The sequence below is a fragment of the Perlucidibaca aquatica genome (genome assembly GCF_001676655.1).
Lineage (GTDB): Bacteria > Pseudomonadota > Gammaproteobacteria > Pseudomonadales > Moraxellaceae > Perlucidibaca > Perlucidibaca aquatica.
Genome location: NZ_LZDB01000002.1, coordinates 688,581 through 712,040, shown reverse-complemented (window position 1 = coordinate 712,040; position 23,460 = coordinate 688,581). Strand labels below are relative to the sequence as shown.

General features: G+C 55.7%; 31 protein-coding genes. 18 read left to right on the top strand and 13 right to left on the bottom strand.

Going from position 1 to position 23,460, the window contains the following annotated elements; translation table 11 throughout:
- Nucleotides 1-32: 32 nt before the first annotated feature.
- On the bottom strand, nt 33-632 hold the full coding sequence (locus tag A8710_RS07075) for a superoxide dismutase (RefSeq protein ID WP_068859136.1): 600 nt from the start codon (nt 630-632) through the stop codon (nt 33-35).
- A 90-nt stretch (nt 633-722) separates the two neighbouring features.
- Complete coding sequence (locus A8710_RS12240; protein ID WP_157686338.1) at nt 723-890, bottom strand: PA3496 family putative envelope integrity protein; 168 nt, start codon at nt 888-890, stop codon at nt 723-725.
- A gap of 204 nt (nt 891-1,094) precedes the next feature.
- Here A8710_RS12240 and aspS point away from each other — a divergent pair, with 204 nt between their 5' ends.
- From aspS to A8710_RS06995, 16 genes are all read left to right on the top strand, one after another.
- A complete protein-coding gene (aspS, locus tag A8710_RS07070; protein ID WP_068859133.1) occupies nt 1,095-2,903 on the top strand; it encodes an aspartate--tRNA ligase in 1,809 nt (602 codons plus the stop codon).
- A 3-nt stretch (nt 2,904-2,906) separates the two neighbouring features.
- Nucleotides 2,907-3,656 carry a YebC/PmpR family DNA-binding transcriptional regulator gene (locus A8710_RS07065; protein WP_068859130.1) on the top strand — a complete coding sequence of 250 codons (750 nt, stop codon included), beginning with the start codon at nt 2,907-2,909 and terminating at the stop codon, nt 3,654-3,656.
- Between the two features lie 39 nt (nt 3,657-3,695).
- Nucleotides 3,696-4,214 (top strand): crossover junction endodeoxyribonuclease RuvC, encoded by a 519-nt coding sequence (gene ruvC / locus A8710_RS07060; protein ID WP_068859127.1) that lies wholly within the window; start codon nt 3,696-3,698, stop codon nt 4,212-4,214.
- A gap of 52 nt (nt 4,215-4,266) precedes the next feature.
- Complete coding sequence (gene ruvA / locus A8710_RS07055; RefSeq protein WP_068859125.1) at nt 4,267-4,875, top strand: Holliday junction branch migration protein RuvA; 609 nt, start codon at nt 4,267-4,269, stop codon at nt 4,873-4,875.
- Nucleotides 4,872-5,894, top strand: coding sequence for a Holliday junction branch migration DNA helicase RuvB (ruvB, locus tag A8710_RS07050; protein WP_068859120.1), 1,023 nt, complete (start codon nt 4,872-4,874; stop codon nt 5,892-5,894). Before ruvA ends, ruvB begins: the two co-directional genes overlap by 4 nt.
- The gene (gene ybgC, locus A8710_RS07045; RefSeq protein ID WP_068859117.1) at nt 5,894-6,310 is read left to right on the top strand and encodes a tol-pal system-associated acyl-CoA thioesterase; all 417 of its coding nucleotides are present in this window, start codon (nt 5,894-5,896) and stop codon (nt 6,308-6,310) included. The genes ruvB and ybgC overlap by 1 nt, the downstream gene beginning before the upstream one ends.
- Complete coding sequence (gene tolQ, locus A8710_RS07040; protein WP_068859115.1) at nt 6,307-6,990, top strand: protein TolQ; 684 nt, start codon at nt 6,307-6,309, stop codon at nt 6,988-6,990. The genes ybgC and tolQ overlap by 4 nt, the downstream gene beginning before the upstream one ends.
- Before the next feature lie 2 nt (nt 6,991-6,992).
- Nucleotides 6,993-7,433 (top strand): protein TolR, encoded by a 441-nt coding sequence (gene tolR, locus A8710_RS07035; protein ID WP_068859112.1) that lies wholly within the window; start codon nt 6,993-6,995, stop codon nt 7,431-7,433.
- A gap of 8 nt (nt 7,434-7,441) precedes the next feature.
- On the top strand, nt 7,442-8,272 hold the full coding sequence (locus tag A8710_RS12235; protein WP_068859109.1) for a TonB family protein: 831 nt from the start codon (nt 7,442-7,444) through the stop codon (nt 8,270-8,272).
- Between the two features lie 2 nt (nt 8,273-8,274).
- Nucleotides 8,275-9,576, top strand: a complete 1,302-nt coding sequence (gene tolB / locus A8710_RS07025) for a Tol-Pal system beta propeller repeat protein TolB (RefSeq protein WP_068859106.1) — start codon at nt 8,275-8,277, stop codon at nt 9,574-9,576.
- 82 nt (nt 9,577-9,658) lie between these two features.
- The gene (pal, locus tag A8710_RS12570) at nt 9,659-10,312 is read left to right on the top strand and encodes a peptidoglycan-associated lipoprotein Pal (protein ID WP_068859103.1); all 654 of its coding nucleotides are present in this window, start codon (nt 9,659-9,661) and stop codon (nt 10,310-10,312) included.
- 82 nt (nt 10,313-10,394) lie between these two features.
- Nucleotides 10,395-11,333, top strand: coding sequence for a YbgF trimerization domain-containing protein (locus A8710_RS07015; RefSeq protein ID WP_068859101.1), 939 nt, complete (start codon nt 10,395-10,397; stop codon nt 11,331-11,333).
- Entirely contained in the window at nt 11,333-11,989 is a 657-nt protein-coding gene (gene queE, locus A8710_RS07010; RefSeq protein WP_068859098.1) for a 7-carboxy-7-deazaguanine synthase QueE, read from the top strand. The genes A8710_RS07015 and queE overlap by 1 nt, the downstream gene beginning before the upstream one ends.
- Nucleotides 11,990-11,992: 3 nt before the next feature.
- Nucleotides 11,993-12,673 carry a 7-cyano-7-deazaguanine synthase QueC gene (queC, locus tag A8710_RS07005; RefSeq protein WP_068859095.1) on the top strand — a complete coding sequence of 227 codons (681 nt, stop codon included), beginning with the start codon at nt 11,993-11,995 and terminating at the stop codon, nt 12,671-12,673.
- Between the two features lie 81 nt (nt 12,674-12,754).
- A complete protein-coding gene (locus A8710_RS07000) occupies nt 12,755-13,297 on the top strand; it encodes a glycine cleavage system protein R (protein WP_068859093.1) in 543 nt (180 codons plus the stop codon).
- A 10-nt stretch (nt 13,298-13,307) separates the two neighbouring features.
- A complete protein-coding gene (locus A8710_RS06995) occupies nt 13,308-13,778 on the top strand; it encodes a peroxiredoxin (protein ID WP_068859090.1) in 471 nt (156 codons plus the stop codon).
- Here A8710_RS06995 and A8710_RS06990 read toward each other — a convergent pair.
- Nucleotides 13,775-14,002 carry a sulfurtransferase TusA family protein gene (locus A8710_RS06990; protein WP_198341636.1) on the bottom strand — a complete coding sequence of 76 codons (228 nt, stop codon included), beginning with the start codon at nt 14,000-14,002 and terminating at the stop codon, nt 13,775-13,777. The two genes, A8710_RS06995 and A8710_RS06990, sit on opposite strands and share 4 nt — an antisense overlap.
- A 24-nt stretch (nt 14,003-14,026) precedes the next feature.
- Between A8710_RS06990 and A8710_RS06985 the strand changes: the two genes are divergently transcribed.
- The gene (locus A8710_RS06985; RefSeq protein ID WP_157686336.1) at nt 14,027-15,529 is read left to right on the top strand and encodes a M48 family metalloprotease; all 1,503 of its coding nucleotides are present in this window, start codon (nt 14,027-14,029) and stop codon (nt 15,527-15,529) included.
- A gap of 10 nt (nt 15,530-15,539) precedes the next feature.
- On the opposite strand, the gene nadA is transcribed toward A8710_RS06985, so the two are convergent.
- Both nadA and A8710_RS06975 read right to left on the bottom strand, forming a co-directional pair.
- Nucleotides 15,540-16,595, bottom strand: a complete 1,056-nt coding sequence (nadA, locus tag A8710_RS06980; RefSeq protein ID WP_068859084.1) for a quinolinate synthase NadA — start codon at nt 16,593-16,595, stop codon at nt 15,540-15,542.
- A 57-nt stretch (nt 16,596-16,652) separates the two neighbouring features.
- Complete coding sequence (locus A8710_RS06975; protein WP_068859081.1) at nt 16,653-17,081, bottom strand: MAPEG family protein; 429 nt, start codon at nt 17,079-17,081, stop codon at nt 16,653-16,655.
- Nucleotides 17,082-17,205: 124 nt separating this feature from the next.
- On the opposite strand from A8710_RS06975, the gene A8710_RS12230 reads away from it, so the two are divergent.
- Nucleotides 17,206-17,382: a hypothetical protein gene (locus A8710_RS12230; RefSeq protein WP_157686334.1), complete on the top strand. Its 177-nt coding sequence runs from the start codon at nt 17,206-17,208 to the stop codon at nt 17,380-17,382.
- Here the strand turns inward: A8710_RS12230 and A8710_RS06970 are convergent.
- Genes A8710_RS06970 through A8710_RS06935 form a run of 8 tightly spaced genes read right to left on the bottom strand, consistent with a single transcriptional unit; the run spans nt 17,363 to nt 23,430 of the window.
- Nucleotides 17,363-17,644, bottom strand: coding sequence for a hypothetical protein (locus A8710_RS06970; RefSeq protein ID WP_068859079.1), 282 nt, complete (start codon nt 17,642-17,644; stop codon nt 17,363-17,365). The two genes, A8710_RS12230 and A8710_RS06970, sit on opposite strands and share 20 nt — an antisense overlap.
- Nucleotides 17,631-17,936, bottom strand: coding sequence for a BrnT family toxin (locus tag A8710_RS06965; RefSeq protein ID WP_198341635.1), 306 nt, complete (start codon nt 17,934-17,936; stop codon nt 17,631-17,633). The genes A8710_RS06970 and A8710_RS06965 overlap by 14 nt, the downstream gene beginning before the upstream one ends.
- 47 nt (nt 17,937-17,983) lie before the next feature.
- Complete coding sequence (locus tag A8710_RS06960; protein ID WP_068859076.1) at nt 17,984-18,871, bottom strand: sterol desaturase family protein; 888 nt, start codon at nt 18,869-18,871, stop codon at nt 17,984-17,986.
- Nucleotide 18,872: 1 nt separating this feature from the next.
- Nucleotides 18,873-19,589, bottom strand: coding sequence for an NAD(P)H-dependent oxidoreductase (locus tag A8710_RS06955; protein WP_068859073.1), 717 nt, complete (start codon nt 19,587-19,589; stop codon nt 18,873-18,875).
- A gap of 58 nt (nt 19,590-19,647) precedes the next feature.
- Entirely contained in the window at nt 19,648-20,964 is a 1,317-nt protein-coding gene (locus tag A8710_RS06950) for a flagellar hook-length control protein FliK (RefSeq protein WP_068859071.1), read from the bottom strand.
- Complete coding sequence (gene fliJ, locus A8710_RS06945; RefSeq protein WP_082968710.1) at nt 20,961-21,443, bottom strand: flagellar export protein FliJ; 483 nt, start codon at nt 21,441-21,443, stop codon at nt 20,961-20,963. The genes A8710_RS06950 and fliJ overlap by 4 nt, the downstream gene beginning before the upstream one ends.
- Complete coding sequence (gene fliI / locus A8710_RS06940; protein ID WP_068859065.1) at nt 21,440-22,810, bottom strand: flagellar protein export ATPase FliI; 1,371 nt, start codon at nt 22,808-22,810, stop codon at nt 21,440-21,442. The genes fliJ and fliI overlap by 4 nt, the downstream gene beginning before the upstream one ends.
- The gene (locus A8710_RS06935; protein ID WP_068859063.1) at nt 22,807-23,430 is read right to left on the bottom strand and encodes a FliH/SctL family protein; all 624 of its coding nucleotides are present in this window, start codon (nt 23,428-23,430) and stop codon (nt 22,807-22,809) included. The genes fliI and A8710_RS06935 overlap by 4 nt, the downstream gene beginning before the upstream one ends.
- Between the last annotated feature and the right edge of the window lie 30 nt (nt 23,431-23,460).

Below are 23,460 nucleotides of genomic sequence, written 5' to 3'. Positions count from 1 at the left end.
GTTCACTCACAACCAGTTCAACACGCTTGAGCTTAGCCGGCCAGGTTGGCGTTAGCGAAGTCCCAGTTAACCAGCTTGTCGAGGAAGGTCGAGATGTAGTCTGGGCGACGGTTCTGGAAGTCCAGGTAGTAGGCGTGCTCCCACACATCGATGGTGATCAGCGGCTTTTGACCGTGCACGATGGGCGAATCGGCATTGCCCGTTTTGGTCACGGCCAGCTTGCCGTCAGCACCCACAACCAACCATGCCCAGCCGGAACCGAACTGTGTAGTTGCTGCAGCTTTGAAAAGCTCAACAAACTTGTCATAGGAGCCGAAATCAGCGTCGATCTTGGCAGCGATAGCACCGGTTGGCAGACCGCCACCGTTTTGCTTCATGCTGTTCCAGTAGAACGTGTGGTTCCAAACCTGAGCACTGTTGTTAAAGATACCGGCCTTAGCGGCATCGCCAGCAGAAGCTTTAACAATCGCTTCGAGGCTCTGACCTTCCAGATCGGTACCCTTAATCAGGTTGTTTAGGTTAACCACATACGCATTGTGATGCTTACCGTGGTGAAAGCTCAGTGTGTGAGCGGTGATGAATGGTTCCAAAGCAGTGCTTTCGTACGGCAGAGCCGGCAGTTCAATAGCCATATCGGTTTCCTTTTAATCAATGAATTCGTGCGATACATCGCAGGGCGTCGCCATTATGCCCACAGACGCACACGGCGCAAGCCAGCAATGTTAATCATCTAAGTCAAAGTCATAATCTTTGAGTTCACGGCGCAAGCGGTGCTCAATGAGAACATCATCCAGTAAGCGACGCTTTTCCAGCGTATTTTTTACCACTTGAGCTTTGCTGAGAGGCTCATTTTCAGGTTCTGCCGCTTCATCTAGGAAACCTTCTTCCATTCCTATGTCCTCGTGATGCACTGAAAAAAACCAGAACTTTTGGCACTAAATCACCGTTGGCGGAACATAGCGCGAAGATTTTTCCGCTGTAAAGAGGCAAACGGTTAACACAGACGGTTCTCAGATATTTGTCAGGAAGGCTATACTCGCCGGCTCGATTGGCCAGACTCCCTTTGGCCCAACATTTTTACAGCGGAAGCCTGCATCATGCGTAGTCACTACTGTGGCAGCCTCAACCAATCCCATATCGACCAGACCGTAACGCTCTGCGGCTGGGTACACCGCCGTCGCGACCATGGTGGCGTTATTTTCCTCGACATGCGCGATCGCGATGGCTTGGTGCAGGTAGTGATCGACCCGGATACCCCTGATGCGTTTGCCCTCGCCGACAAATCGCGTTCAGAGTTCGTGCTTAAAATTACCGGCCGTGTCCGTCAGCGTTATGCCGGCACCGAAAATGCCAACATGCCGTCCGGCCAAATCGAAGTGCTGGGCAAAGAGATTGAGATTCTGGCGCAGTCGGAAACGCCGCCATTCCCGCTCAACGACGATTTCACCAACGTCGGCGAAGAAGTCCGCCTGAAGTATCGTTTCCTTGATATGCGTCGCCCGGAAATGCTGGAGCGCATGCGCTTCCGCTCCAAGGTCACCTCGCTGATTCGAAACTACCTCGATGACAATGGCTTCCTCGACGTAGAAACACCCATTCTGACCCGTGCCACGCCGGAAGGCGCACGCGACTATCTGGTGCCATCGCGCACCCAGCCGGGCAGCTTCTTCGCTCTGCCGCAGTCGCCGCAGCTCTTCAAGCAATTGCTGATGGTGTCGGGCTTCGACCGCTATTACCAGATCGCCAAGTGCTTCCGTGACGAAGACCTGCGCGCTGACCGTCAGCCGGAGTTCACTCAGATCGACATCGAGACTTCGTTCATGTCCGATGAAGAGATCATGAGCCTAACCGAAAAGATGATCGTGCAGCTTTTTGATCAGCTGCTAGACGTCAAGTTCGATGCCTTCCCGCGCATGACCTACAACGAGGCCATGCGCCGCTACGCCTCGGACAAACCCGATCTGCGTATTCCCATGGAATTGGTAGACATTGCCGACTTGCTACAGAGCATCGAGTTCAAGGTCTTCGCCGGCCCGGCCAAAGACCCCAAAGGTCGCGTTGTGGCGCTGAAAGTGCCCGGTGGTAACACCATGCCGCGCAGTCAGATCGACGACTACACCAAGTTTGTTGGCATTTATGGCGCTAAGGGCCTGGCCTACATCAAGGTCAACGACGTATCGAACATTCACAACGGTGAGGGCAGCGGCCTGCAGTCGCCTATCGTGAAGTTCCTGCCGAATGAAGCTCTGGTTGAAATTATTGCGCGTACGGGCGCACAAAACGGCGACCTGATCTTCTTCGGTGCCGACAAGGCCAAGATCGTCAACGACGCCATGGGTGCGCTGCGCGTGAAGGTCGGTCATGACCTGAAAATGCAAACCTGCGAGTGGGCCCCGCTCTGGGTTGTTGATTTCCCGATGTTTGAAGAAGTGGCTGATGGCCAGTGGACCTCGGTGCATCACCCGTTCACGCTGCCCAAGTGCGATGTGTCCGTGCTCAAGACCGATCCGGGCTCGGCTCTGTCTGTCGCTTACGACATGGTGCTTAACGGTACCGAACTCGGTGGCGGCTCGCTGCGTATCTACAACATGGAGATGCAGAAGGCCGTGTTCGAAGCGCTGGGCATTAGCGATGAAGAAGCCAACGAGAAGTTCGAGTTCCTGCTCGATGCCCTCAAATTCGGCGCTCCGCCCCACGGCGGCCTCGCCTTCGGCCTCGATCGCCTGGTCATGCTGATGACCGGTGCGACCTCGATTCGCGATGTCATCGCCTTCCCTAAGACCAAAACCGCTGAGTGCCTAATGACGCACGCCCCGGCTCCGGTCGAGAACAAGCAGTTGCGCGAACTGGGTATTCGTCTGCGCGAAGAAGTTAAGCGCGAAGAAGTTAAAAAGGAAGCCTGAGTCATGGCCGGTCACAGCAAATGGGCGAACATCAAGCACAAAAAGGCACGTACCGATGCCTCGCGTGGCAAGGTGTTCACGAAGTTCATTCGTGAAATTACCGTAGCGGCTCGCCTCGGCGGCCCATCGGAAGCTGACAACCCGCGTCTGCGCGCCATCGTGTCCAAGGCGCTGGGTGCGAACATGAGCCGCGATGTCGTCAACCGCGCCATTCAACGCGGTGCGGGTGGTGACGATGACAAGAAGCTCGACGAACTGACCTACGAAGGCTATGGCATCGGTGGCGTGGCTGTGTTGGTTGAAACCATGACCGACAGCGTGAACCGGACGGTGGCCGAAGTCCGTCATGCCTTTAACAAGAATGGCGGCAATCTCGGCACCAACGGTTCCGTGGCCTACCTTTTCGCCAAGCGCGGCGAGATCAGCTTTCCGGCAGGTACGGATGAAGACCGCATCATTGAAGTTGCGCTCGAAGCCGGTGCCGATGATGTGGAAAGCGACGAAGACGGCATCACCGTGGTGACCTCACCGGAAGCCTTCGGTGCCGTCATGGATGCCCTCGCCAGCGCGGGGCTGAAGCCGGAAAATGCTGAAGTCACCATGAAGGCCTCGACCGAAGCCGAGATCACTGACCTCGAGCAGGCCGAAAAACTCATGAAGATGATCGACATGCTGGAAGACTTGGACGACGTGCAAAACGTCTATTCCAACGCCAGTTTCAGTGATGCCGTGATGGCTGCACTGAATGCCTGAGTCCGATTCGATGCTCATGTCACTGACGGAAACGCTGACATGAGCATCATCATCGGCATCGATCCCGGCTCGCGGATTACCGGCTACGGCATCATTGCCGCCGAAGGTCGAGGCTGGCGCTATGTGGACAGTGGCTGCATCCGTATGAACACCGAGCAAGCCCTGCCCGATCGTGTGAAAACTATCTTCAACAGCCTGATCGAGCTAATCGCGCAATGGCAGCCGACGCAAGCCAGCGTTGAGCAAGTATTCCTGTCTAATAATGCCGACTCCGCGCTCAAACTTGGCCAAGCTCGCGGCGCCGCATTGGCCGCACTGGTCAGCCAGAATATCCCCGTCGCCGAGTACAGCGCCCGCCAAATAAAATTGGCCGTAGTGGGTACCGGCGCAGCAGAAAAAGCGCAGGTGCAGCACATGGTCATGCACCTGCTAAAACTCGACAAAGCACCCCAGGCCGATGCCGCCGACGGCCTCGCTGCGGCAATTTGTCACGCCCACGCCAGTGCAAATCTGGCTAGAATGGATTTATCGGGTTTGCGCCGCGGTCGTGGCCGCTAAGCCCTAGTAGTTACGCTGGCATCAAGCCTGAAGCCCCGCAAAGAGAGTTGGCATGATTGCGCGTTTAAACGGTGTCTTAATCGAAAAAATCAGCCCCCATGTCGTGCTCGATGTGCATGGTGTGGGTTATGAAGTGGATGTGCCGCTGAGCACGTTCTATCAATTACCTGCACTCGGCGAAACAGTCACGCTGTGGACGCACCTGAGTGTGCGCGAAGATGCCCATCAGCTCTTCGGCTTTCATGATCGCGACAGCCTGCAAGTGTTTCGCCTGCTCATCAAAATCAGTGGCGTTGGCCCCAAGCTCGCGCTGGCGCTGCTTTCGGGCATGGAAATCGACACCTTCCGGGGCTGCATTGCCCGCGAGGATGTGCTCATGCTGACCAAGATTCCAGGAGTGGGCAAGAAGACCGCCGAGCGCTTAGTCATTGAGCTGCGCGATAAAATCGGCAAGCTCGAATTGGTGCAGAAAGTGACGCTGAATGCACCCGCAACGCCGCTGTTTGTTGAGCCTGCCAGCCCGCAGGAAGAAGCTGAAAGCGCCTTGGTGGCTCTGGGTTATAAGCCGTTGGAAGCACAAAAAGCCGTTAAAGCGGTTTTGGGCCAGCACAGTGAAACGGCGGAACTGGTTCGTGCCGCGCTGAAAGGATTGCTGAAATGAGCATCGAGTCAGACCGCCTCATCACCAGCCAGGGCAAGCCGCAAGAAGAACTGATAGATCGCGCTATCCGCCCTACCCGCCTGGCGGATTATGTCGGCCAGCCCATTGTGCGCGAGCAGATGGAGATTTTTATTGGTGCCGCGAATGCGCGTGGCGAAGCGCTGGATCACACCCTGATCTTTGGCCCACCCGGCCTCGGTAAAACCACCCTAGCCAACATCATTGCTCGTGAAATGGGCGGGCAGCTGCGCTCGACCTCCGGCCCCGTGCTGGAACGCGCCGGCGATCTCGCCGCCTTGCTGACCAACCTCGAAGCCGGCGATGTGCTGTTTATCGATGAAATTCATCGCTTATCGCCGGTCGTGGAGGAGATCCTCTATCCGGCCATGGAAGACTATCAACTCGACATCATGATCGGTGAAGGCCCGGCCGCACGTTCGATCAAGCTCGACCTGCCGCCGTTTACGTTGGTCGGTGCGACCACGCGAGCGGGTTTGTTGACCTCCCCGTTGCGCGATCGCTTTGGCATTGTGCAGCGACTGGAGTTCTACAATGTCGCTGACCTGACTCACATTGTGTCGCGCTCGGCGCACTTGCTGAACTTGCAGATAGATCCTGCTGGCGCCGCCGAAATTGCCCGCCGCGCACGCGGCACGCCACGCATTGCCAATCGCTTACTGCGTCGCGTCCGCGATTACGCCGAGTTCAAAGCCGATGGCATTATCAGTCAGACAGTCGCAGCGGCCGCACTGGCCATGCTCGATGTGGATCCACAAGGTCTCGATGGCCTCGACCGTCGCTTTCTGCACATGCTCATCGATAAATTTTCCGGTGGCCCCGTGGGTGTCGAATCCCTAGCGGCTGCACTGTCTGAAGATGCTGGCACGCTGGAAGATGTCATTGAACCCTACTTGATTCAGCAAGGCTTGATCTTGCGCACGGCGAGAGGTCGCATGGCCAGTGCACAGGGCTGGCTGCTACTCGGCCTCAAGCCACCGGAAAGCGGGAACGCGCTCTGATGCTGCCCGAATATCAACACCCCTTACGGGTTTACATAGAAGATACAGACGCCGGCGGAATTGTTTATTACGTTAACTTTCTGAAGTTTATGGAAAGAGCGCGTACCGAATGGTTACGGCACTTAGGATTTGATCACTACTTAGTCAGCGACGAACCTGTATTTTTTGTGGTTCGGCGCGCCGAAGTGGACTATCGCCAACCCGCCCGCTTGGATGACAGTTTAATGGCGTGTGCAGAAGTCACCAAAATTGGCAAAGCCTCGCTGCATTTTCGTCAACGCATTCTGCGGGACGGCGTGGAAATAGCCTGCGGAGTGATCGAAGTTGCCTGCGTCGATCGCATTAGCTTGAAACCACGCGCACTCCCCACTACCTTGTCGGCACTGCTGACCACTGCTCTGGAAAACGTGACATGACCGCCGCACCTGAAATGACCGTTACCTCATTGATTTTTAATGCCAGCCCTGTCGTGCAGGCCGTCATGCTGTTACTGGTCCTGGCGTCGGTCATTTCCTGGGCCATCATTGTTCAGCGTTCTGGCTTCTTTCACCGTGCTGATGGCTTGAGCAAAGCCTTTGAAGAGCGTTTCTGGTCGGGTGTGGACATGCAGCAGCTGCATGAGCAAGTCAACCATCAGCCCAATCCAGACTCCGGTTGTGAAAATCTGTTCCGCGCCGGCTTCCAAGAATTTCAGCGCTTACGCGATAAGCGCGCCGATGCCGATGCCTTGATGCAGGGAGTATCTCGTGCGCTGCGTATCTCCCTTAGCGTGGAGCAAAGTAAGTTAGAAGCTCAACTGCCCTTTCTCGCCAGCGTAGGATCTACCAGCCCCTATGTGGGTCTGTTCGGTACCGTCTGGGGCATCATGACCTCCTTTATTGGCCTGGCTAAAGTGCAACAAGCCACCTTGGCGGTCGTTGCTCCTGGCATTGCCGAAGCACTTATTGCTACTGCCATCGGCCTATTTGCTGCCATTCCCGCCGTACTCGCTTACAACCGCTTTGCTGCCCGCAGCAACACCCTGTTATCGCGCTACGAAATTTTTGCTGAAGAGCTCAGTACCATCTTGCATCGCGAAGCCCACGCCGGACGTTGATCATGAGCCTCAAGAGCCAATTCCGGCGGGAACGCAAAGCCCCCATGGCTGAAATGAACGTCGTGCCGTATATCGATGTCATGTTGGTGCTGTTAGTGATTTTCATGATTACTGCGCCCATGCTGACGCAGGGCATAGAGGTCGATCTGCCACAAGCCGAAGCCGATGCGCTTAGCCTGAAAGATCAACAGCCACTCATTGTGACCGTGAAAGCGGATGGCAGCTTTTGGCTACAGTCTGATCCGGAGTCGCGTCATCCGGTCAGCCCTGAAAGCCTGCCCGCCGAAATTCGAGCGCTTCGTGAAGTGCGTGGCGATGTGCCAGTGCTGGTCAATGGCGATCGCGAAGTCGGCTATGGCCGCGTGATTGAGCTGATGTCTTCGTTGCAACAAGGCGGGGTGAAGCAAGTCGGTCTGTTGACTGAATTGCCCAGCGCCCAATGATTGTCTAAATGAAGCTGTCACTGCCCAACATTCTGTTATCGCTTTTGCTGCACGGCGTCGTGCTGGCGCTGTTTTGGGTCTATGCAAAACCGGCATCGTTGCCTGAGCCGCCCAAAGTCATGCAGGCTATTTTGATGTCGGCACCCGCAGCGATGGCTACCGAAGCGCCCATGACCAGCACACCCATCGAGCCTGTCGCAACGACCCCTGTTGAGTCGCCCGCGCCGAAACCCTTGCCTAAGCCTGAGCCCAAACCCGAGCCTAAAAAAGTCCCTTTACCTACGCCTAAGCCCACAGCTAAGCCCACACCTAAGACAGAGCCCAAGGTCGAACCCAAGCCAACCGTGCCAGCGAAGCCTAAGCCCATCATTGAACCTGTCGATGAGGAGCTAGAAGCGGTAGAGCAAGAAACTAAACGTCTCGCCGAAGCGCAAGCGACCGCGCGAAAGCAACGCGAGGCAGAGGCACGTCAGCAAGCATTAGCTGATGCCCTGAAAGCGGAAGCCGACGCCATTGCTGCCGATGCAGCAAAAGAACGAGCCAGATTGCTCAGTGCTCAGATTGGACAATTCCAACTGGCCATTAATCGAAAAGTTAAAAGTAATTGGCGCAGACCTGCGGCTGTTTCTGGCAAATTAATGACCGAACTGCGCATTACCTTGCTGCCAGGTGGCGAAGTCGCCTCAGTGGTCGTGGTAAAGTCCAGCGGTAACGATGCATTTGATGAAAGTGCTAAAGATGCGGTCAACCGCGCTAACCCTTTACCCGTTCCGTCAGATGCTGTTTTATTTCGCGAGCAATTTAAAGTGTTACTGCTCAAGTTCAAGCCGGAGGAATGATTATGCTCACCCGCCCATTCGGCTTACTCAAATTTTGTCTACTCGCATGCGGCATCAGTGCAGCTAGCCTAGCTAATGCTGCCTTAACAATTGAAATTACCCAGCGTTTAAACGAAGCCACACCGATTGCGGTCGTGCCCTTTGGCGGCGTTCAGAGTGCCGACAATACCGGCGCCATTATTGCCGCGGACCTCGATCGTAGCGGCTCATTTAATGTGGTGGAGCGCAGCAAGCTGCCTTCCCTCCCCTCGAGCAGTGCAGAAATTTTACCCAGTGTTTGGCAGAGCGTTCCTGCTGACTATATTGTGGTCGGTAGCGTTAGTCGCTTACCCGATGGGCGCTTAAGTTATCGTTACGAACTACTTAAACGCGGTGGCTTAGAACGCGTTTTAGGCGAAACTTTTACCGTAGATTCGGGTCGCGCTCGCGATGCTGCCCATTACATTGCCGACAAAATTTATAAGCAGGCCACGGGCGAGCCCGGCATTTTTGCCACCAAAATTTTGTATGTAAATCAGTACAACCGAGATGGCCGAAAGCGGTATCGCTTGGAGCTTTCCGACATTGATGGGGCGCGGCAAGTGACCCTGCTCGACTCAGTGGAGCCTATTCTTTCACCGACATGGTCACCGAGCGCCCGACAAATTGCCTACGTCTCTTTCGAAAGTCGTAAGCCTGCTATTTTTGTGCAGAACCTCAGCACTCGCCAACGCACCAAGTTGACCGATTTTAGTGGTTTAAACGGCGCGCCCTCTTGGTCACCTGACGGCAAACGCATGGCCATGACACTCTCTCGAGACGGCAACCCTGAACTTTATGTCATGGACCTCACTACGAATGCATTAACGCGACTCACGAATAACCCGGCGATTGATACTGAGCCGCGCTGGACCAGCGATGGTAAGTCGCTCGTGTTCACGTCTGATCGCAGTGGTGGCCCACAGATTTATCGTTTGAACATTGCCACCGGCGATACCAAGCGTTTGACGTTTATAGGAAAATTTAATGCCCGCGCCGATATCAGCCCCAATGATCGCCACTTAGCCATGGTGCATCAGGCGGGCGGCAATAATTACACCATTGCACTGCAAGACCTCAGCAATGGCATCTTCAGCACGCTGACCGACACGCCGCTGGATGAGTCCCCAAGCTTCTCCCCCAACAGTAAAATGGTTGTCTATGCCACTCGTAAGGGTAATAAAGGCGTATTGGGCATCATGTCGCTGGATGGCCGCTTCAAGCTCCGCCTACCCGCTGTTGATGGAGAAGTTCGTGAACCGGTATGGTCTCCCTATTTACGCTGACGCTTAAGTCAGATACCGTCCACCCCATTATTAACCTTTGATTCAAGTAAGAATAAAGAGCCCTAAGGAGCTTAACGTGAACATGAAAAAAACTGCTCAAATCGTAACCATCGCGACGCTCGCCATTAGCATGGCTGCTTGTTCTACGTTTCGTGGCCCGCGGGCGATCAACCCTAATGATGACAGCCAGTTTGAAAACCTCCCGCCTGCTCCTGCGGTTGAAGCCATCCCGGCAACGCCAGAAGCTGAGCCCAACCCCGGCCTGATTGCAGAGGCAGCACCAGAAGCGCCAGAAACCGGTTCTGCCAACTTGGCCAGCCCGATTGAAGGCTCTGTGATTGAACCTCAAGCCATTTCAAGCGCAACTACCGCTAACACTGCTGGTGCGTTAAACGATTTGCTGAAAATTCGTGTCTTCTACTTCGGCACTAACCTGAGCGACATCACTGCCCTGTCCTACGGTGGCTTGAATGCTCATGCCCAGTACCTGAAAGGCAATTCAGCAGCGAAGTTGCAGCTTGGTGGTCACACCGATGAGCGCGGTACCCGCGAGTACAACTTGGCGCTGGGTGAGCGTCGTGCCAATGCGGTGGCTCGCTACCTGGTGGGCTTAGGTGTTTCGGCGGATCAACTGAGTGTGGTGAGCTACGGCAAAGAAAAGCCCGCAGCGGATGGCAGCGATGAAGAGTCCTGGGCCAAAAACCGCCGCGTAGAACTCGACTACACTGCGCAATAACTGAAAAAAGTCATTTTGTTTCACGATAACGGGCTTCGGCCCGTTTATCATTTGCAGTACTTGCTTTTGACTCGGAGACGATATGCGTTCCGCACCCTTTATGCTGAATAAACTAGCATCCAGCCTCGTTTTATCCAGCACCCTGCTTCTGAGCTCAGCTTACGCTATTGAAATTGAGCAGCGCCCCTTAAGCACCAATGCAGAGCCTGCGCCCGTTGTTAAGCCAGAGCCAAAGCCAGAGCCAGAACCTAGACCCGTGCAGGCGACCGAACCCGCGCCCGCTCCTGCTTTGGTCAAAGCACCAGCACCAGCGCCTGCTAAAGTCGCACCAGTTGCCGTTAACCCTGCGTGGGATATGTTTCAGCAAATCGAAGAGCTACGAGCTACGGTGGCGAGACTTCAAGGTACAACGGAAGAGCAACAGCAACTCATTGAGCGTTTGCAAAGTGACTTACGCACGCGTTACACCGACTTGGACCAACGCTTAGAACAGCTCAGCAAACCGGTGGCAGAGCCCGCACCAGCGCCCGTTGCACCTAGTGAGCCCGCGCCTCAGGTTCAGCCAACGGAGCCCAGCGCCGCCCCAGTTGTGATTGCCAGTAAGCCTAAAGCTGAGCTCACCACCGAAGAGATTGAGCGCCAAAAATCGGCCTATTTGGCTGCGTACCAAACCTTCCGCCGTGATGGTGCCGCACCTGCCATTGTGTCCATGACGCGCTTTCTGGAAAACTTCCCAGACAGTGTCTTCGCCCCGAATGCGTTTTACTGGTTAGGCGAGTTTTACCTAGCGGCTGAACCGGCAGACTATGCAAAAGCAGAAGCTAATTTCCAGCGCGTGCTGCGCGACTTCAGTGCCAGCCCTAAAGTGGCCTCGGCCTACTACAAACTCGGCACCATCGCAGACTTGCAAGGCGATAAAGCCGCCGCCAAAAACTGGATGACTAAATTGCTGAAGCAGTTTCCGGGCAGCCCGGAAGCACGCCTCGCGCAATCCTTTCTTGATCAAAACCCGGCGAAATGATGAGCCAATCCGAACCTACCCTGCGGCTTACCGAAATCTTTCATTCGTTGCAGGGTGAGGCGCGAACCGTTGGCCGCCCTACCGTTTTTGTGCGGCTCACGGGCTGCCCGCTGCGCTGCGTTTGGTGTGACACCGCCTACGCTTTTCAAGGCGGCACCCAGTGGACACTCTCGGCTATTTTGGCTGAAGTGGCCCAGTATCGTGCTGGCTATGTCACCGTTACAGGTGGCGAACCCTTGGCCCAACCCGAATGCCTGCCCCTGCTCACGGCACTGTGTGATGCCGGTTACGAAGTATCGCTAGAAACCAGTGGCGCTTTAGCGGTCGATGCGGTGGACCCACGCGTGGTTAAGGTCATGGACCTAAAAGCGCCCGGCTCAGGTGAAGTACAGCGCAATCGTTATGAGAACGTGGCTCACCTCACGGCGAACGACCAAGTCAAATTTGTCATCTGTGATAAGCAAGACTATGACTGGGCGCGGCTGCAATGCGATCAATATGATTTGTACTCCCGCGTGAGCGATGTGCTGTTTTCACCGGGTCATGACACCCTGGCACCGCGTCAGTTAGCAGAGTGGATATTGGCGGATCGCTTACCGGTCAGGCTGCAAGTTCAGCTACATAAATACCTTTGGAATAACGCGCCCGGACACTGAACTATGCCGCATGCGATTGTTTTGTTATCGGGCGGGCTCGACTCCGCCACTTGCCTTGCCTTAGCCAAATCTCAGGGCTATAGCATCACGGCGCTCAGCTTTGATTACGGTCAACGCCATAATGCTGAACTCGCTGCCTCGGTGCGTTTAGCCAAGGCCATGGGCGTTAATGATCATCGCACCATGCGCTTAGAGATCGGTCAAATGGGCGGCTCAGCCCTCACCGACAACCGCATCGCCGTGCCGGAAAGTGAAACCACCGGCATTCCGGTGACCTATGTGCCCGCGCGCAATACGGTGTTCCTCTCGTTTGCTTTGGGTCTGGCCGAAGTCACGCAAGCCCGACATATTTTTATTGGTGTGAACGCGGTGGATTACTCCGGCTACCCCGACTGCCGCCCCGAATTTATCGCTGCGTTTGAACACATGGCTAACTTAGCCACGAAAGCCGCCGTGGAAGGCCAACCGCTGACCTTAGAAACGCCGCTCATGCACCTCACCAAGGCCGAAATTATTCGCTTAGGCATGGCTCTAGGGGTGGACTATGCCTTAACCGTTTCGTGCTATCAGGCGGATATTGAAGGCCATGCCTGTGGCCGCTGCGACTCGTGTCGCCTGCGTCGCAAAGGTTTTGATGATGCCGGTGTGACTGACCCAACGCGCTATCAAGCGAATCCGTTTTAATTCCACTGTTCGTCGTCTTGCCCTCTGGCGAGCAAGCAAGGTGACGACTAGACTCTGGGCAACCGTTAACGAGTGGCTGTTATGAAACCCGATTCCGAACACTTTCTTGTTATCTCTGCACTCGGCGCCGACAAAACCGGCATCATTGATGAATTGGCTCGTGTTGCCAGCGATTGCCGTTGCAATATCGCCGACTCGCGCATGATTGTGATGGGCCAGGAGTTCGCCATCATCATGATGGTTTCAGGCACCTGGGACGCCATTGCAAAATTAGAAGTGCAGCTGCCAGCGCTGGGGCGTCGACTCAACTTAGAGGTCATCTCCAAGCGAACAGAGTCGCGCGCGCCGCAGAAGCAAGCCATTCCCTACAACGTGCACGTTATTGCGTTGGACAACCCCGGCATCGTGCATGAAATTGCCAATTTCTTTGCCAGCCAAGGCATCAATATTGAAGCCATGGAAACCAATACCTACGCCGCCCCTCACACGGGCTCGCAAATGTTTGCGCTGTCCATGACCGTGAATATCCCAGCCAGCGTGCACATCGCCAGCTTGCGCGAGAGCTTCATGATTTTCTGTGATGACCGTAATTTAGACGCCATCATTGAGCCCTTTAAGGCCTGAGCCACTGCATATGACACTTGAAATCGGTCAGACCATTCCTGCTTTTTCCGTTGCCAGCACGGGCGAATTGGCTGAGGTCAGCTCGGAATCTTTGGCGGGTAAAACCTATGTGCTGTACTTCTATCCGAAAGATGCCACACCTGGCTGCACGCTAGAGGGTCAGCAATTTCGGGAACTCTACGCACAATTCCAAGCGCTGAACTGCGAGATTTTCGGCGTGTCCCGCGACACCCTGAAACTGCATGAAAAGTTTCGCGCGAATGAGTGCTTTCCGTTTCAGCTCCTCAGCGATAGCGATGAAGCGCTTTGCCGTATCTTCGATGTCATCAAAACCAAAAATATGTACGGCAAACAAGTGCAGGGCATTGAGCGCAGTACGTTTTTAGTGGATGGTCAAGGTCAGTTGCGGCAGGCGTGGCGCAAGGTGAAAGCCGATGGCCATGCCGCCGAGGTCTTGCAAGCCGTGCAAGGCTTAGGCTAAACGCGTTTCACCAGACAGAACTGTGTGATGCCGGCGGAGTCGGTGGTTTGCGACTTCAGCTCATGCCCTGCTTGACGCAAAAAAGCAGGGATATCTCGGAGCGCCCCGGCATCCGCAGTCAACACAATCACCTCGGTATGCGTTGGCAGCGCATGCAGAGCTTGCTTCAGGCGTAGTAAGGGCATGGGGCAGCGTAAGTGACGAAAATCCAAGGGCTCAGTCAAGGCAAACACACTCTGAATATAATGGTGGATGGATTTTATCATGCGACAGCGCATCGGGCCTTGGGCGCGCGTTGGCTGGTCGCTGCCATCAGCCTCAGCCTCATGCTGCCAGCACAGGCCAGTGGCCCCGCCAAAACGCCTTCAGACGCCTATGTAGCCACCTTACCCGAACTCGGCCAGCCTGCCGATCTCATTGCCGATGCCGCTACCGAAAAGCGCTTAGGCCAAGCCTTCTTACGGCAATTGCGTGCCAGCACTCCGCTCTACACCGACACCGCGCTCCGCGAGTATTTAGAAAGCCAGCTGTACAAGCTCGCGGCGCATAGCCCCTTGGTCGATCCTACGTTTTCCTTGATCGTTGTAGATGATCGCCAGGTCAATGCGTTTGCCGTGCCGGGTGGGGTTATTGGGGTCAATACCGGACTGATGCTCACCTCGGAATCCGAAGATGAACTATCGGGCGTGCTGGCGCATGAGCTGGGCCATCTCAGCCAGCGTCATTTTGCCCGCTCGCAAGAGGCGAATAAGTACAACCAATGGCTCGCGCTAGGCGGGCTGTTAGCCAGCATCGCTGCGGCCTCTGCCGGCGGCTCTCAGGCCGGCAATATCGGCTTAGCCGTGGGCGCAACGGCTCAGTCCTTAGCCGCACAAAACCAACTTCGCTACAGCCGTAACTATGAGCAGGAGGCCGACCGCATTGGCCTGCAAACCTTGGCCGACAGTGGTTATGACCCGCGTGCGATGTCTTCTTTTTTTGCCAAGCTCGATCGCAATACACGGCAACTCGGCTATGTGCCGGAATTTTTGCTGACTCACCCCTTAAGCAGCAGCCGACTGTCTGACTTAGAGCGTCGTGTCAGCGAGATTCGTCGCCAACCGCGACAACCCGACGCGAACTTTCGACTACTGCAAATGCGCCTGCAAATGGCCTACAGCGATCAGCTCGGTGAAAATATCCGCGCCTTTGAAAGCGCGCTGAGTGATGGCAACGCGCCTGAAGCCACGCGCTACGGCCTGAGCCTGGCCTATCTGCGGCAAATGCGGCTAGCGGAGGCTCAGGCAACCCTTCAGCCCTTGCTCACCGCCGAGCCCAATCGCCTGCTGTATCGACTCACTGAAATGGATATTGCCTTTGCTCAGCGGGATTACCCCCGTGTGCTGAGTTTGAGCCAAACCGCGTGGAGTATTTATCCCGGTCAACGCAGCGTTCTGGAGGCAATGACGCGAGCAGCCCTGATTCTGAATAAACCCGAGTTGGTCAGGCCATTACTGGATAAAGCCGCACGCGACTACAGCAACGACACGCTGGTATGGCGTCTGCTGGCTGACTGCGCCGCCAAACAAAAAGATGCCCTAGCCGTATTTCGTGCGCGAGCTGAGATCTTCTTCTTAACGAATCGGCAAAAGCTCGCCGAAGATCAATTGAAAAACGCCTTACGACTGGCCGCAAACAACTACTCGCTGACCGCCCAGCTCAATCAGCGTTTGAATGACATGCAAATTTTAGACGCGGAATTCAAACGCTAAGCCACTGGGCTTAGCGCTTTAAGGTCTTAGCAAAATCGAGCATGCGCTGAAGTGGCTGCATCGCCTTTACGCGCAAGGCTTCATCAACAAACACTTCCTGACCGCCGCTCTCTAGTACCTGCGCCAAATTGTCGAGCGCGTTCATGGCCATCCACGGGCAATGTGCGCAGGAACGGCAGGTTGCACCATTACCCGCGGTGGGCGCTTCCATAAAGGTTTTGCCGGGAGCCGCTTGCTGCATTTTGTAGAAAATGCCGCGATCGGTAGCCACAATAAACTGTTGGTTCGGAAGGTTTTTCGCTGCCGCAATGAGCTGCGACGTCGAGCCCACTGCGTCTGCTACGTCCACCACCGAAGCGGGAGACTCCGGGTGAACCAACACAGCAGCATCTGGAAATTGCTTTTTCAGGTCGAGAATGCCCTTGGACTTAAACTCTTCGTGCACGATACAGGAGCCATCCCAAAGCAACATGTCGGCGCCCGTGACCTTTTGCACGTAAGCGCCCAAATACTTATCGGGAGCCCAAATAATTTTCTCACCCAGACTGGATAGATGATCCACCACGTCCACTGCAATGCTCGACGTCACCACCCAATCCGCCCTCGCCTTCACCGCCGCAGAGGTATTGGCATAAACCACCACGGTGTGGTCAGAGTGCGCATCGCAAAACGCGGTAAAGGTATCGACGGGGCAACCTAAATCCAGCGAGCAGGTCGCCTCTAAGGTCGGCATGAGCACGCGCTTTTCCGGATTCAGAATTTTGGCGGTTTCCCCCATAAACTTCACGCCCGCCACCACCAGGGTTTTCGCCGGATGGGCATTGCCAAAGCGCGCCATTTCCAGCGAGTCCGACACACAGCCGCCCGTTTCTTCAGCGAGCGACTGCAACTCGGGGTCGGTGTAGTAATGCGCGACTAAAACCGCATCTTGCGCCTTCAACAACGCTTTAATGCGCTCCCGCAGCGCCAGCTTCTCTGCCGGCGTATGGGTATCGACGACCTCATGCAAATGAGCCAGATGCTCCTGAACCAAACGCTGGGCAGCGTGATCGACGGGCTGGGACATGGCGGCCTCTTCTATCGTGTCAAAAATGATCGTGGCAAAAATATGGGAGGCCGGATTCTAGCGCAGAAAGGTGATTACGGCCTCATAGGTCAGCCCGATCAAGGGAATATTCGACAACACAAAGAGCAAAAAGCGCAGCTCAATTTTGTTCACCAGCGCTTGCGTCAGACTATGCGCCACCCGCAACGCCACATAGCTCCACGCCAGCACCCACGCGGTATCGCCCGACGGGCCTAATAACACCAGCGTGATCACGATGGCGTAAAACACCGTGGGCTGTTCCATGAGGTGATTGTAGTTGTCCGCCTTCCAGCGCACGGATGCCGGCAGCTGAGCCATTTGCTCGCCACGAGGCGCATTCGGGTCCGGCTTCATCTTGGCCGCGATCATGGCCGGAATACGCGTGGCATACATCCATAACCACATCACCTGAGACCAAGCGACTAAAGCAATGACAGGGCCAAGCAGTTGGAGTGAGTCATTCATGGCAGAGACCTACTTTGAGTTGTTAAACCGCGAACACAGTAACCGAGGGCAAATCCTGTGGTAATCCCCCCGAAACAGAAGTTGGCCATGTTGGCCTAGGTTCAACTTCTGGCGCCAGTTAAAAATGGGGGGATTACCGTTGGCGACTGATCGCGAGGTGTCGGCCTCAACACAAAATCAGGCGTTTGCGGCGTTGCTGGCTAATATGAGTGGCGTAACCGGCCTCATGGGTGGCTACGAGATTCGCACGGTGCAGCAGCTCTGCCCTTTATGCTCTATTCCTAAGCCGCAATTTCATTGATGGCCCGTTGAATTGTTTCATCAGGCACTCCGTTTTGGCGCAAGGCCTCAACAAATTTCGCGATGGGTGTATTGTCCAGTCGTTCGAGGTCGGTACGCAGACCTTGGCCGATGTAAGTCCGCATTAAAGGCTGATAACCTGAAAATCCTAGCAGTGGCGCTATTCGCTTCAAGTCAACGAGCACATCGTCGGGCATGCGAAGGGTGACCGATACCATTGGCCGATCACGGTGCAGGCGATGCTTTAGTTCAGCAATTTTCATATAGCCTCCATTCTTCTCGAGTCGCTTTTCGTGCAGACAACACACGGATTCGGTCATCTTCTTGAACTAAGTGAACAACGAATAGCAGCCTTGAGGTTCGGTCCAAACCGATGACGGCATCACGAGTTTCCTCGTTGCGACTGGCATCAACGACTTTTAAAAAAGGATCGAAGAAAGCCTCTGCAGCTTGCTCGAAGGTCACACCTTGATGTTTTTTTGGGTTACCCGCCTTCTTGGCTTTGTTTGCTACAAAGCCAATACCGTTCAGCGTGAACTCAACATCCATTGTCATAAAATACTTATCCGTAAGTACACTGTCAATACACTTTCTGTCTCCCCTTACCGCTCCCACTCCGGCGGCGCCCACAGGTGCTTCAAGCGCTGCCAAACGGGGCCGGGCTTGGCCATGTCCTTCACCATATCCCGGAATTCGTGGAGGTTTAGCGTGAGGATGTTGTGACTTTTAACCTGACGCACAATGCCGTATTCCACAGTCTCTTTTTCTTCGGCAAAGGTGCCAAACAGACGATCAAAGAGGATGAGCACGCCGCCATAGTTTTTGTCGATGTATTGCGGGTTGCGGCCATGGTGCACACGATGGTGCGATGGCGTGACGAACACGTACTCGTACCACGCCGGCAACTTACGGATGGACTCCGTGTGCGCGAAGAACTGGTAGCCCAAATTCATGGCGTAGAGCGCCATGGTGTATTCGGGCTTGATGCCAATAAGCATGAGTGGCGTGAAGAACAGCCAGTAACCCGTGAGTGGGTAGAGCATGCTTTGGCGCATGGCCGTGGTGAAATTCATGTGCTCGCCACTGTGATGCACCACGTGGGCACACCAGAACCAGCGCACCCGGTGACTGGTGCGGTGGAACCAGTAGTAGCAGAACTCCACGAGCAAAAATAAGGGCAGGATGGTCCAGGCATTCAGTTCAACATTGGCTACGCGGTGGTCATAGAACCAGTGCATGGCGGTCATGAAGAACAGTGCATGCACCACAATTTCAAAGACCTGATAGCTGCCACCGAGGTTGAGGTTGGTGAGAATATCTTTGCCGTTGAACTGCTCGGTGCGCCCTGCTCGTCGCATGTACAGCCACTCAATGACGAACGTCGCAAGGAAGATGGGCGACAGACCAATGAGAATGATCTGCTTCCAATCCACGGGGCCACCGATCCACTGCTCCAATGGCAGCGCGAGGCTGTGCATGAAGGCATCCATTTTAGAACTCCAAAGCGCTGGGTAGGCGCTTCATTTCTCGGTCAAACGCGGCCAGCACGGGCATGCTCATGGGCTTGAGCTGCTGCCAATTGGCCACGTGCTCACGGAAGCTTTGCAGAATGTCACCACGCGCTTCCTGACTTAAATACGGCACGTGATAGCCCACAAACGTGGGCAGCACGGTCATGCCGGTATAGGCCAGCGTGCCTTGCAATACGGGCATTAAAATCTTGTCGATATCACCGTGAATACCGCCTTCGGCCAGCATGTAGTCACGACCGCCGCAGGTCAGCGCGAGCATGGCGTGCTTACCTTTCAGGCCACCTTGGTCATAGAAACGACGACCGCCATACACTCGGCCAGAGACCAGCACACGGTCGAACCACCCTTTTAGGATGGCCGGCACGGAGAACCAATACAGCGGGAAGCTGAAAATCACCAGGTCAGCGGCTTCGAGCTTTTTCAGCTCGGCCTCAATGTCGGGCGCTAAGGTTTGCGCGTCGGCATTGGTGCGTTGCTCTAGCGCGTAATTTAAGTATTCGGCATTGCCACGCGAGCCGAAGTCTGCGGCGCTGGCCACCGGGTTCCAATTCATGGCATATAGGTCAGACACCACGACGGTGTGACCGGCAGCGGTGAAATCGGCCACTGCGGCCGATTTCATGGCAGAGGTAAAAGACTGTGCTTCAGGATGGGCATGGACAATCAAAACATTCATAGCGAACTCACCTAAAAAGATGAGCAGATAGTCCTTCGCCCGGCGCTAAATGACAAGCTCAGGCGTAATAATCTACGCCAGTATTCGCCCTGCTGTGGGTGGCTTCTCGTGCTTGGGCCGCGCGCTCCTGACGCAATTCAAGCGCTTGTCGGTGCTCTAAGGCATTGGGCTGAGGTGACGAGCCACCGCCCTGCTGGCCAGATGAGTCTTGTCGCGGCGAGAATCCCGACTGGGATGCAAAGCTGTCTGGGCGTTGGCTCATCAGGCTGACACGCGAGTCATCCAAACGCATGCCTTGCTGCTCCATGGCAGCGGCAAGGCGTGGCATAGCGGCCGTGATTAAGTCGCTGGTGGTTTGTTGCAAGGTATTGAATTCCACTTTTGCGCTTTGCTCGTTCAGTGAAATGCGCACTTGAATAGGCCCTAGGTCGGAGGGATTCATCTGCAGCGTGGCGGTTTGCGTGCCTTGCTGAGCCAGCAGCGCTATGCGCTGGCCAAAGGCATCGGACCAACTGGGGTCGAGCAAGGCATTCGGCGTTAGCGTTACCAGGCTGGGTAAAGGGCTAGTCGTTTGGGGGTTCGCTAAGGTTAAACCCGTGGCGAGGCCGACCGATGTTAGCGCGACCTTGGGCAACTCAGGACTGCCACTCGTAAAGGCCGAATCGCCACTTAAGGCCAGCAATACCTCACGCCCCATAGGAGGGGTCATTTCTTGCTTAACTGGGGTGTTTAAAAAACTAGCCGGCAGGCCATTGGTCCATGCTAACGGCGGCGAATTAACTGCCGTGGATGCGGTGCCTGCGTTGGCAACGGAGCTAGTGGGCACTGCAGTCGCCGCCAGAGCTTGCTCAACAGGAGGCAAAGCCCCTTTTCCTGCGGGGGCTGCACTTGAGCGGGTAATGGAAGCCGGTGTTTCGACACGCAGCAGGCTCATAGCAAATGGCAATGTGACTAGGCTTGGCGTTGCCGCTTCAAGCGTCGGCGTGGGCAATGCTTCCTCTGGCAACTCCTCGCTCGCGACCCCATCGGTAAGGGCTGCCTCGTGGCGAGGCAGACCTTGATTCAAGCCGTGAATAGCACTGGCCAACGCCGTGAGCACGGAGGCGTGAGCCAGATCCTCGGAAAGCTCGGGCGTGATGGCCGCCGTGGTTAGTTCGGGCGCTTTGAGCAGCGAAGCCTCTGACAGTGAAGCCTCTGACATTGCAGTCTGTGGCAGCAACGCCGTGGCATCTGCTGCGGGGGCCGAGCCGGGCTGTAAGGCCTGGAACAGTTCAGCAAAGACTGAGCCGGCAGGCGTTGCCTCGGCTGAGCCTGAAGGGCTGGCGGCCAACGGATTAACTAGGGTTTCTGTTTGTGTGCTTAGGCTAGGCATCATGATGCTGCTCCTTGCTGCCAGTCATCTTGCTCAGCTTGTTGCCGCCAAGTGAAACGCTGACCCGATAATTCATCTGCTTGTCGCTGAGCCTGCTGCTCGCGCAGAACAAACTCTTCTGACTCGTAGCGAGCCGTGAGCTTGCTCATGCTTTGACTATGCCCACGGGTTTTCAGCCAGGCTAAGCGTGCCGATACGACGAGTTGTTGAAAGCGAGCGACTTCCGCTTGCTGAGACGCAATCGCCGCCATGAGCTTGTTCATGAAATGGCGACGCGCTTGCAGTTGCGCTAAATCGACTAGCTGAGATGACACCACGTGCAGGCCACGGGCGTATTCCAATTGATAGTCCACGAGCTGGTTCAGCTTATGCTCGGCATCCGCTAGCTGCTGCTGACTGCGGGCATAGGCTTTCAGCATCACATCTTCGGCACGTTGTGCCACGGCCAGCACAGGCCGCATGCGTTGTGATCGTTTCATCATGCTGCTCCCCCTTCATCGCCAAAAAGTGCACTCAGCGCCTCTTTAGCGCGCTCGACGGATACCGCGTCATCGGTGTCTTGTTGCAAAAACCGGGTCATGAGTGGCAGTAAGCGCACGGCTTCATCCACTCGCGGGTCGCTGCCCCGCTGGTAAGCACCAATGGAAATGAGGTCGCGATTTTGTTGATACAACGCCCAGGTTTGACGAAAGCGGCGGATCAACAGCTTGTGATCGCGTTGGGTGATGTCGTTCATGGCCCGACTCACCGATTGCTCAATATCAATAGCGGGAAAGTGACCAGATTCGGCCAAGGCGCGCGACAACACGATGTGGCCATCGAGAATGGCGCGTGCGGAATCCACAATGGGGTCTTGTTGGTCATCGCCCTCGGCAAGCACGGTGTAGAAGGCGGTGATTGATCCGCCTCCCGCCGGGCCATTACCGGCACGCTCCACTAAGGCCGGCAAGCGAGCAAAAACACTGGGCGGATAGCCCTTAGTGGCAGGCGGCTCGCCCACTGCTAGGGAGATTTCACGCTGGGCCTGAGCAAAGCGCGTTAACGAATCCATGAGCAGAAGCACTTGCTTGCCCTGATCACGAAAATACTCGGCTATGGCTGTGGCTACCCACGCCGCTCGAAGGCGCATGAGGGGCGAATGGTCGGCTGGCGTGGCCACAACCACCGCGCGCGCCATGCCCTCGGCACCCAAAATATGATCTACAAACTCTTTCACCTCACGGCCGCGCTCGCCAATCAGCGCCACCACCACAATGTCAGCTCGGGTAAACCGAGTCATCATGCCTAACAGCACGCTTTTACCCACGCCGCTGCCCGCAAATAAACCCAAGCGCTGCCCTCGCCCAACACAGAGCAAGCCATTGAGGGCGCTTAGACCCACATCCAGCGGCTCGCGTATGGGTTGTCGTTGCAAGGGGTTAATGGGCGTGGCGAGTAGCGGCTGATAATGTGTGGTGTTCAGAGGGCCTTTGCCGTCTAGCGGCTGCGAAGAGGCATCAATGACACGCCCCAGCAGGCTAGGCCCAACCGGTACATCCACCACGCGATTGATCGGGAGCACGCGGGCATTGGGTTCGATGCCACCCAGTTCACCGGTGGGCATGAGCTGCAAGCGATCACCGCTAAAGCCCACGACTTCTGTTTCCAGCCAGCCGCCCTGCCGTGTTTCAACCAAACAGCGTGAGCCAATCGCGGCACTACAGCCCTCCGCCTCCAGCAACATACCAACGATTCGGCGCAAGCGACCTTCAACTTGAACGGGGGTCTCTTCACTCAAACGATCGCGGCAGGCATGCAAGTGCGCCGCCCAATCGGGCGCGCTGCGACTGACCGCAGCGTGCAGGCTCATGCGACATCTGCCCTAGGGCTGTTATGCCCTTGAATGCGTGTCAGCATGTCTTGCAAGCGCGTTTCGACACGGGCATCTATACGCGAAGCACCGCTATCGACCATGCAGCCGCCGCGGGCAATGCTGGCATCTTCGATCATTTTCCAGGTCGAGCCTTCGTTCATTTCGAGGTTGGACGAGAGCAAGTGCGCGTCTTCGGGGTGTAAATGGATACGCACATGCCGCGTACCCGCAGGTAAGGCTTTAATGGCTTGAGAGACCATTTCGTGAATGTCGGCCGGCTGCAACGTCAGCTCGCGATGCAATACCTGCTTAGCAATAACCATGGCCAACAGCACCAACTCTTCTTTCACTTCGTCATTACATTGCGACAAAGGCGCTGCCATTTGTTCAATCAGCTGCTGCAGACGCTCAGCTTGCAGACGCAATTCGCCTCGCGCCGCCATACGACCTTCGCTCAGCCCTTGCTCCCAGCCAGCCCGTCGGGCTTCGTCTCTAGCGTCCGACGACGCTTCGTCAGTTAAATACGCTGAAGCCTCCTGGCTTTCGGGCATACACAGCGGCTCTGTGTGCATAGGCGGCATTTGCCAACGCGCCCAGGCTTTCGCGGTGTTATTCATGGGGGTCGCCTTATTCGACGTAGCACTATT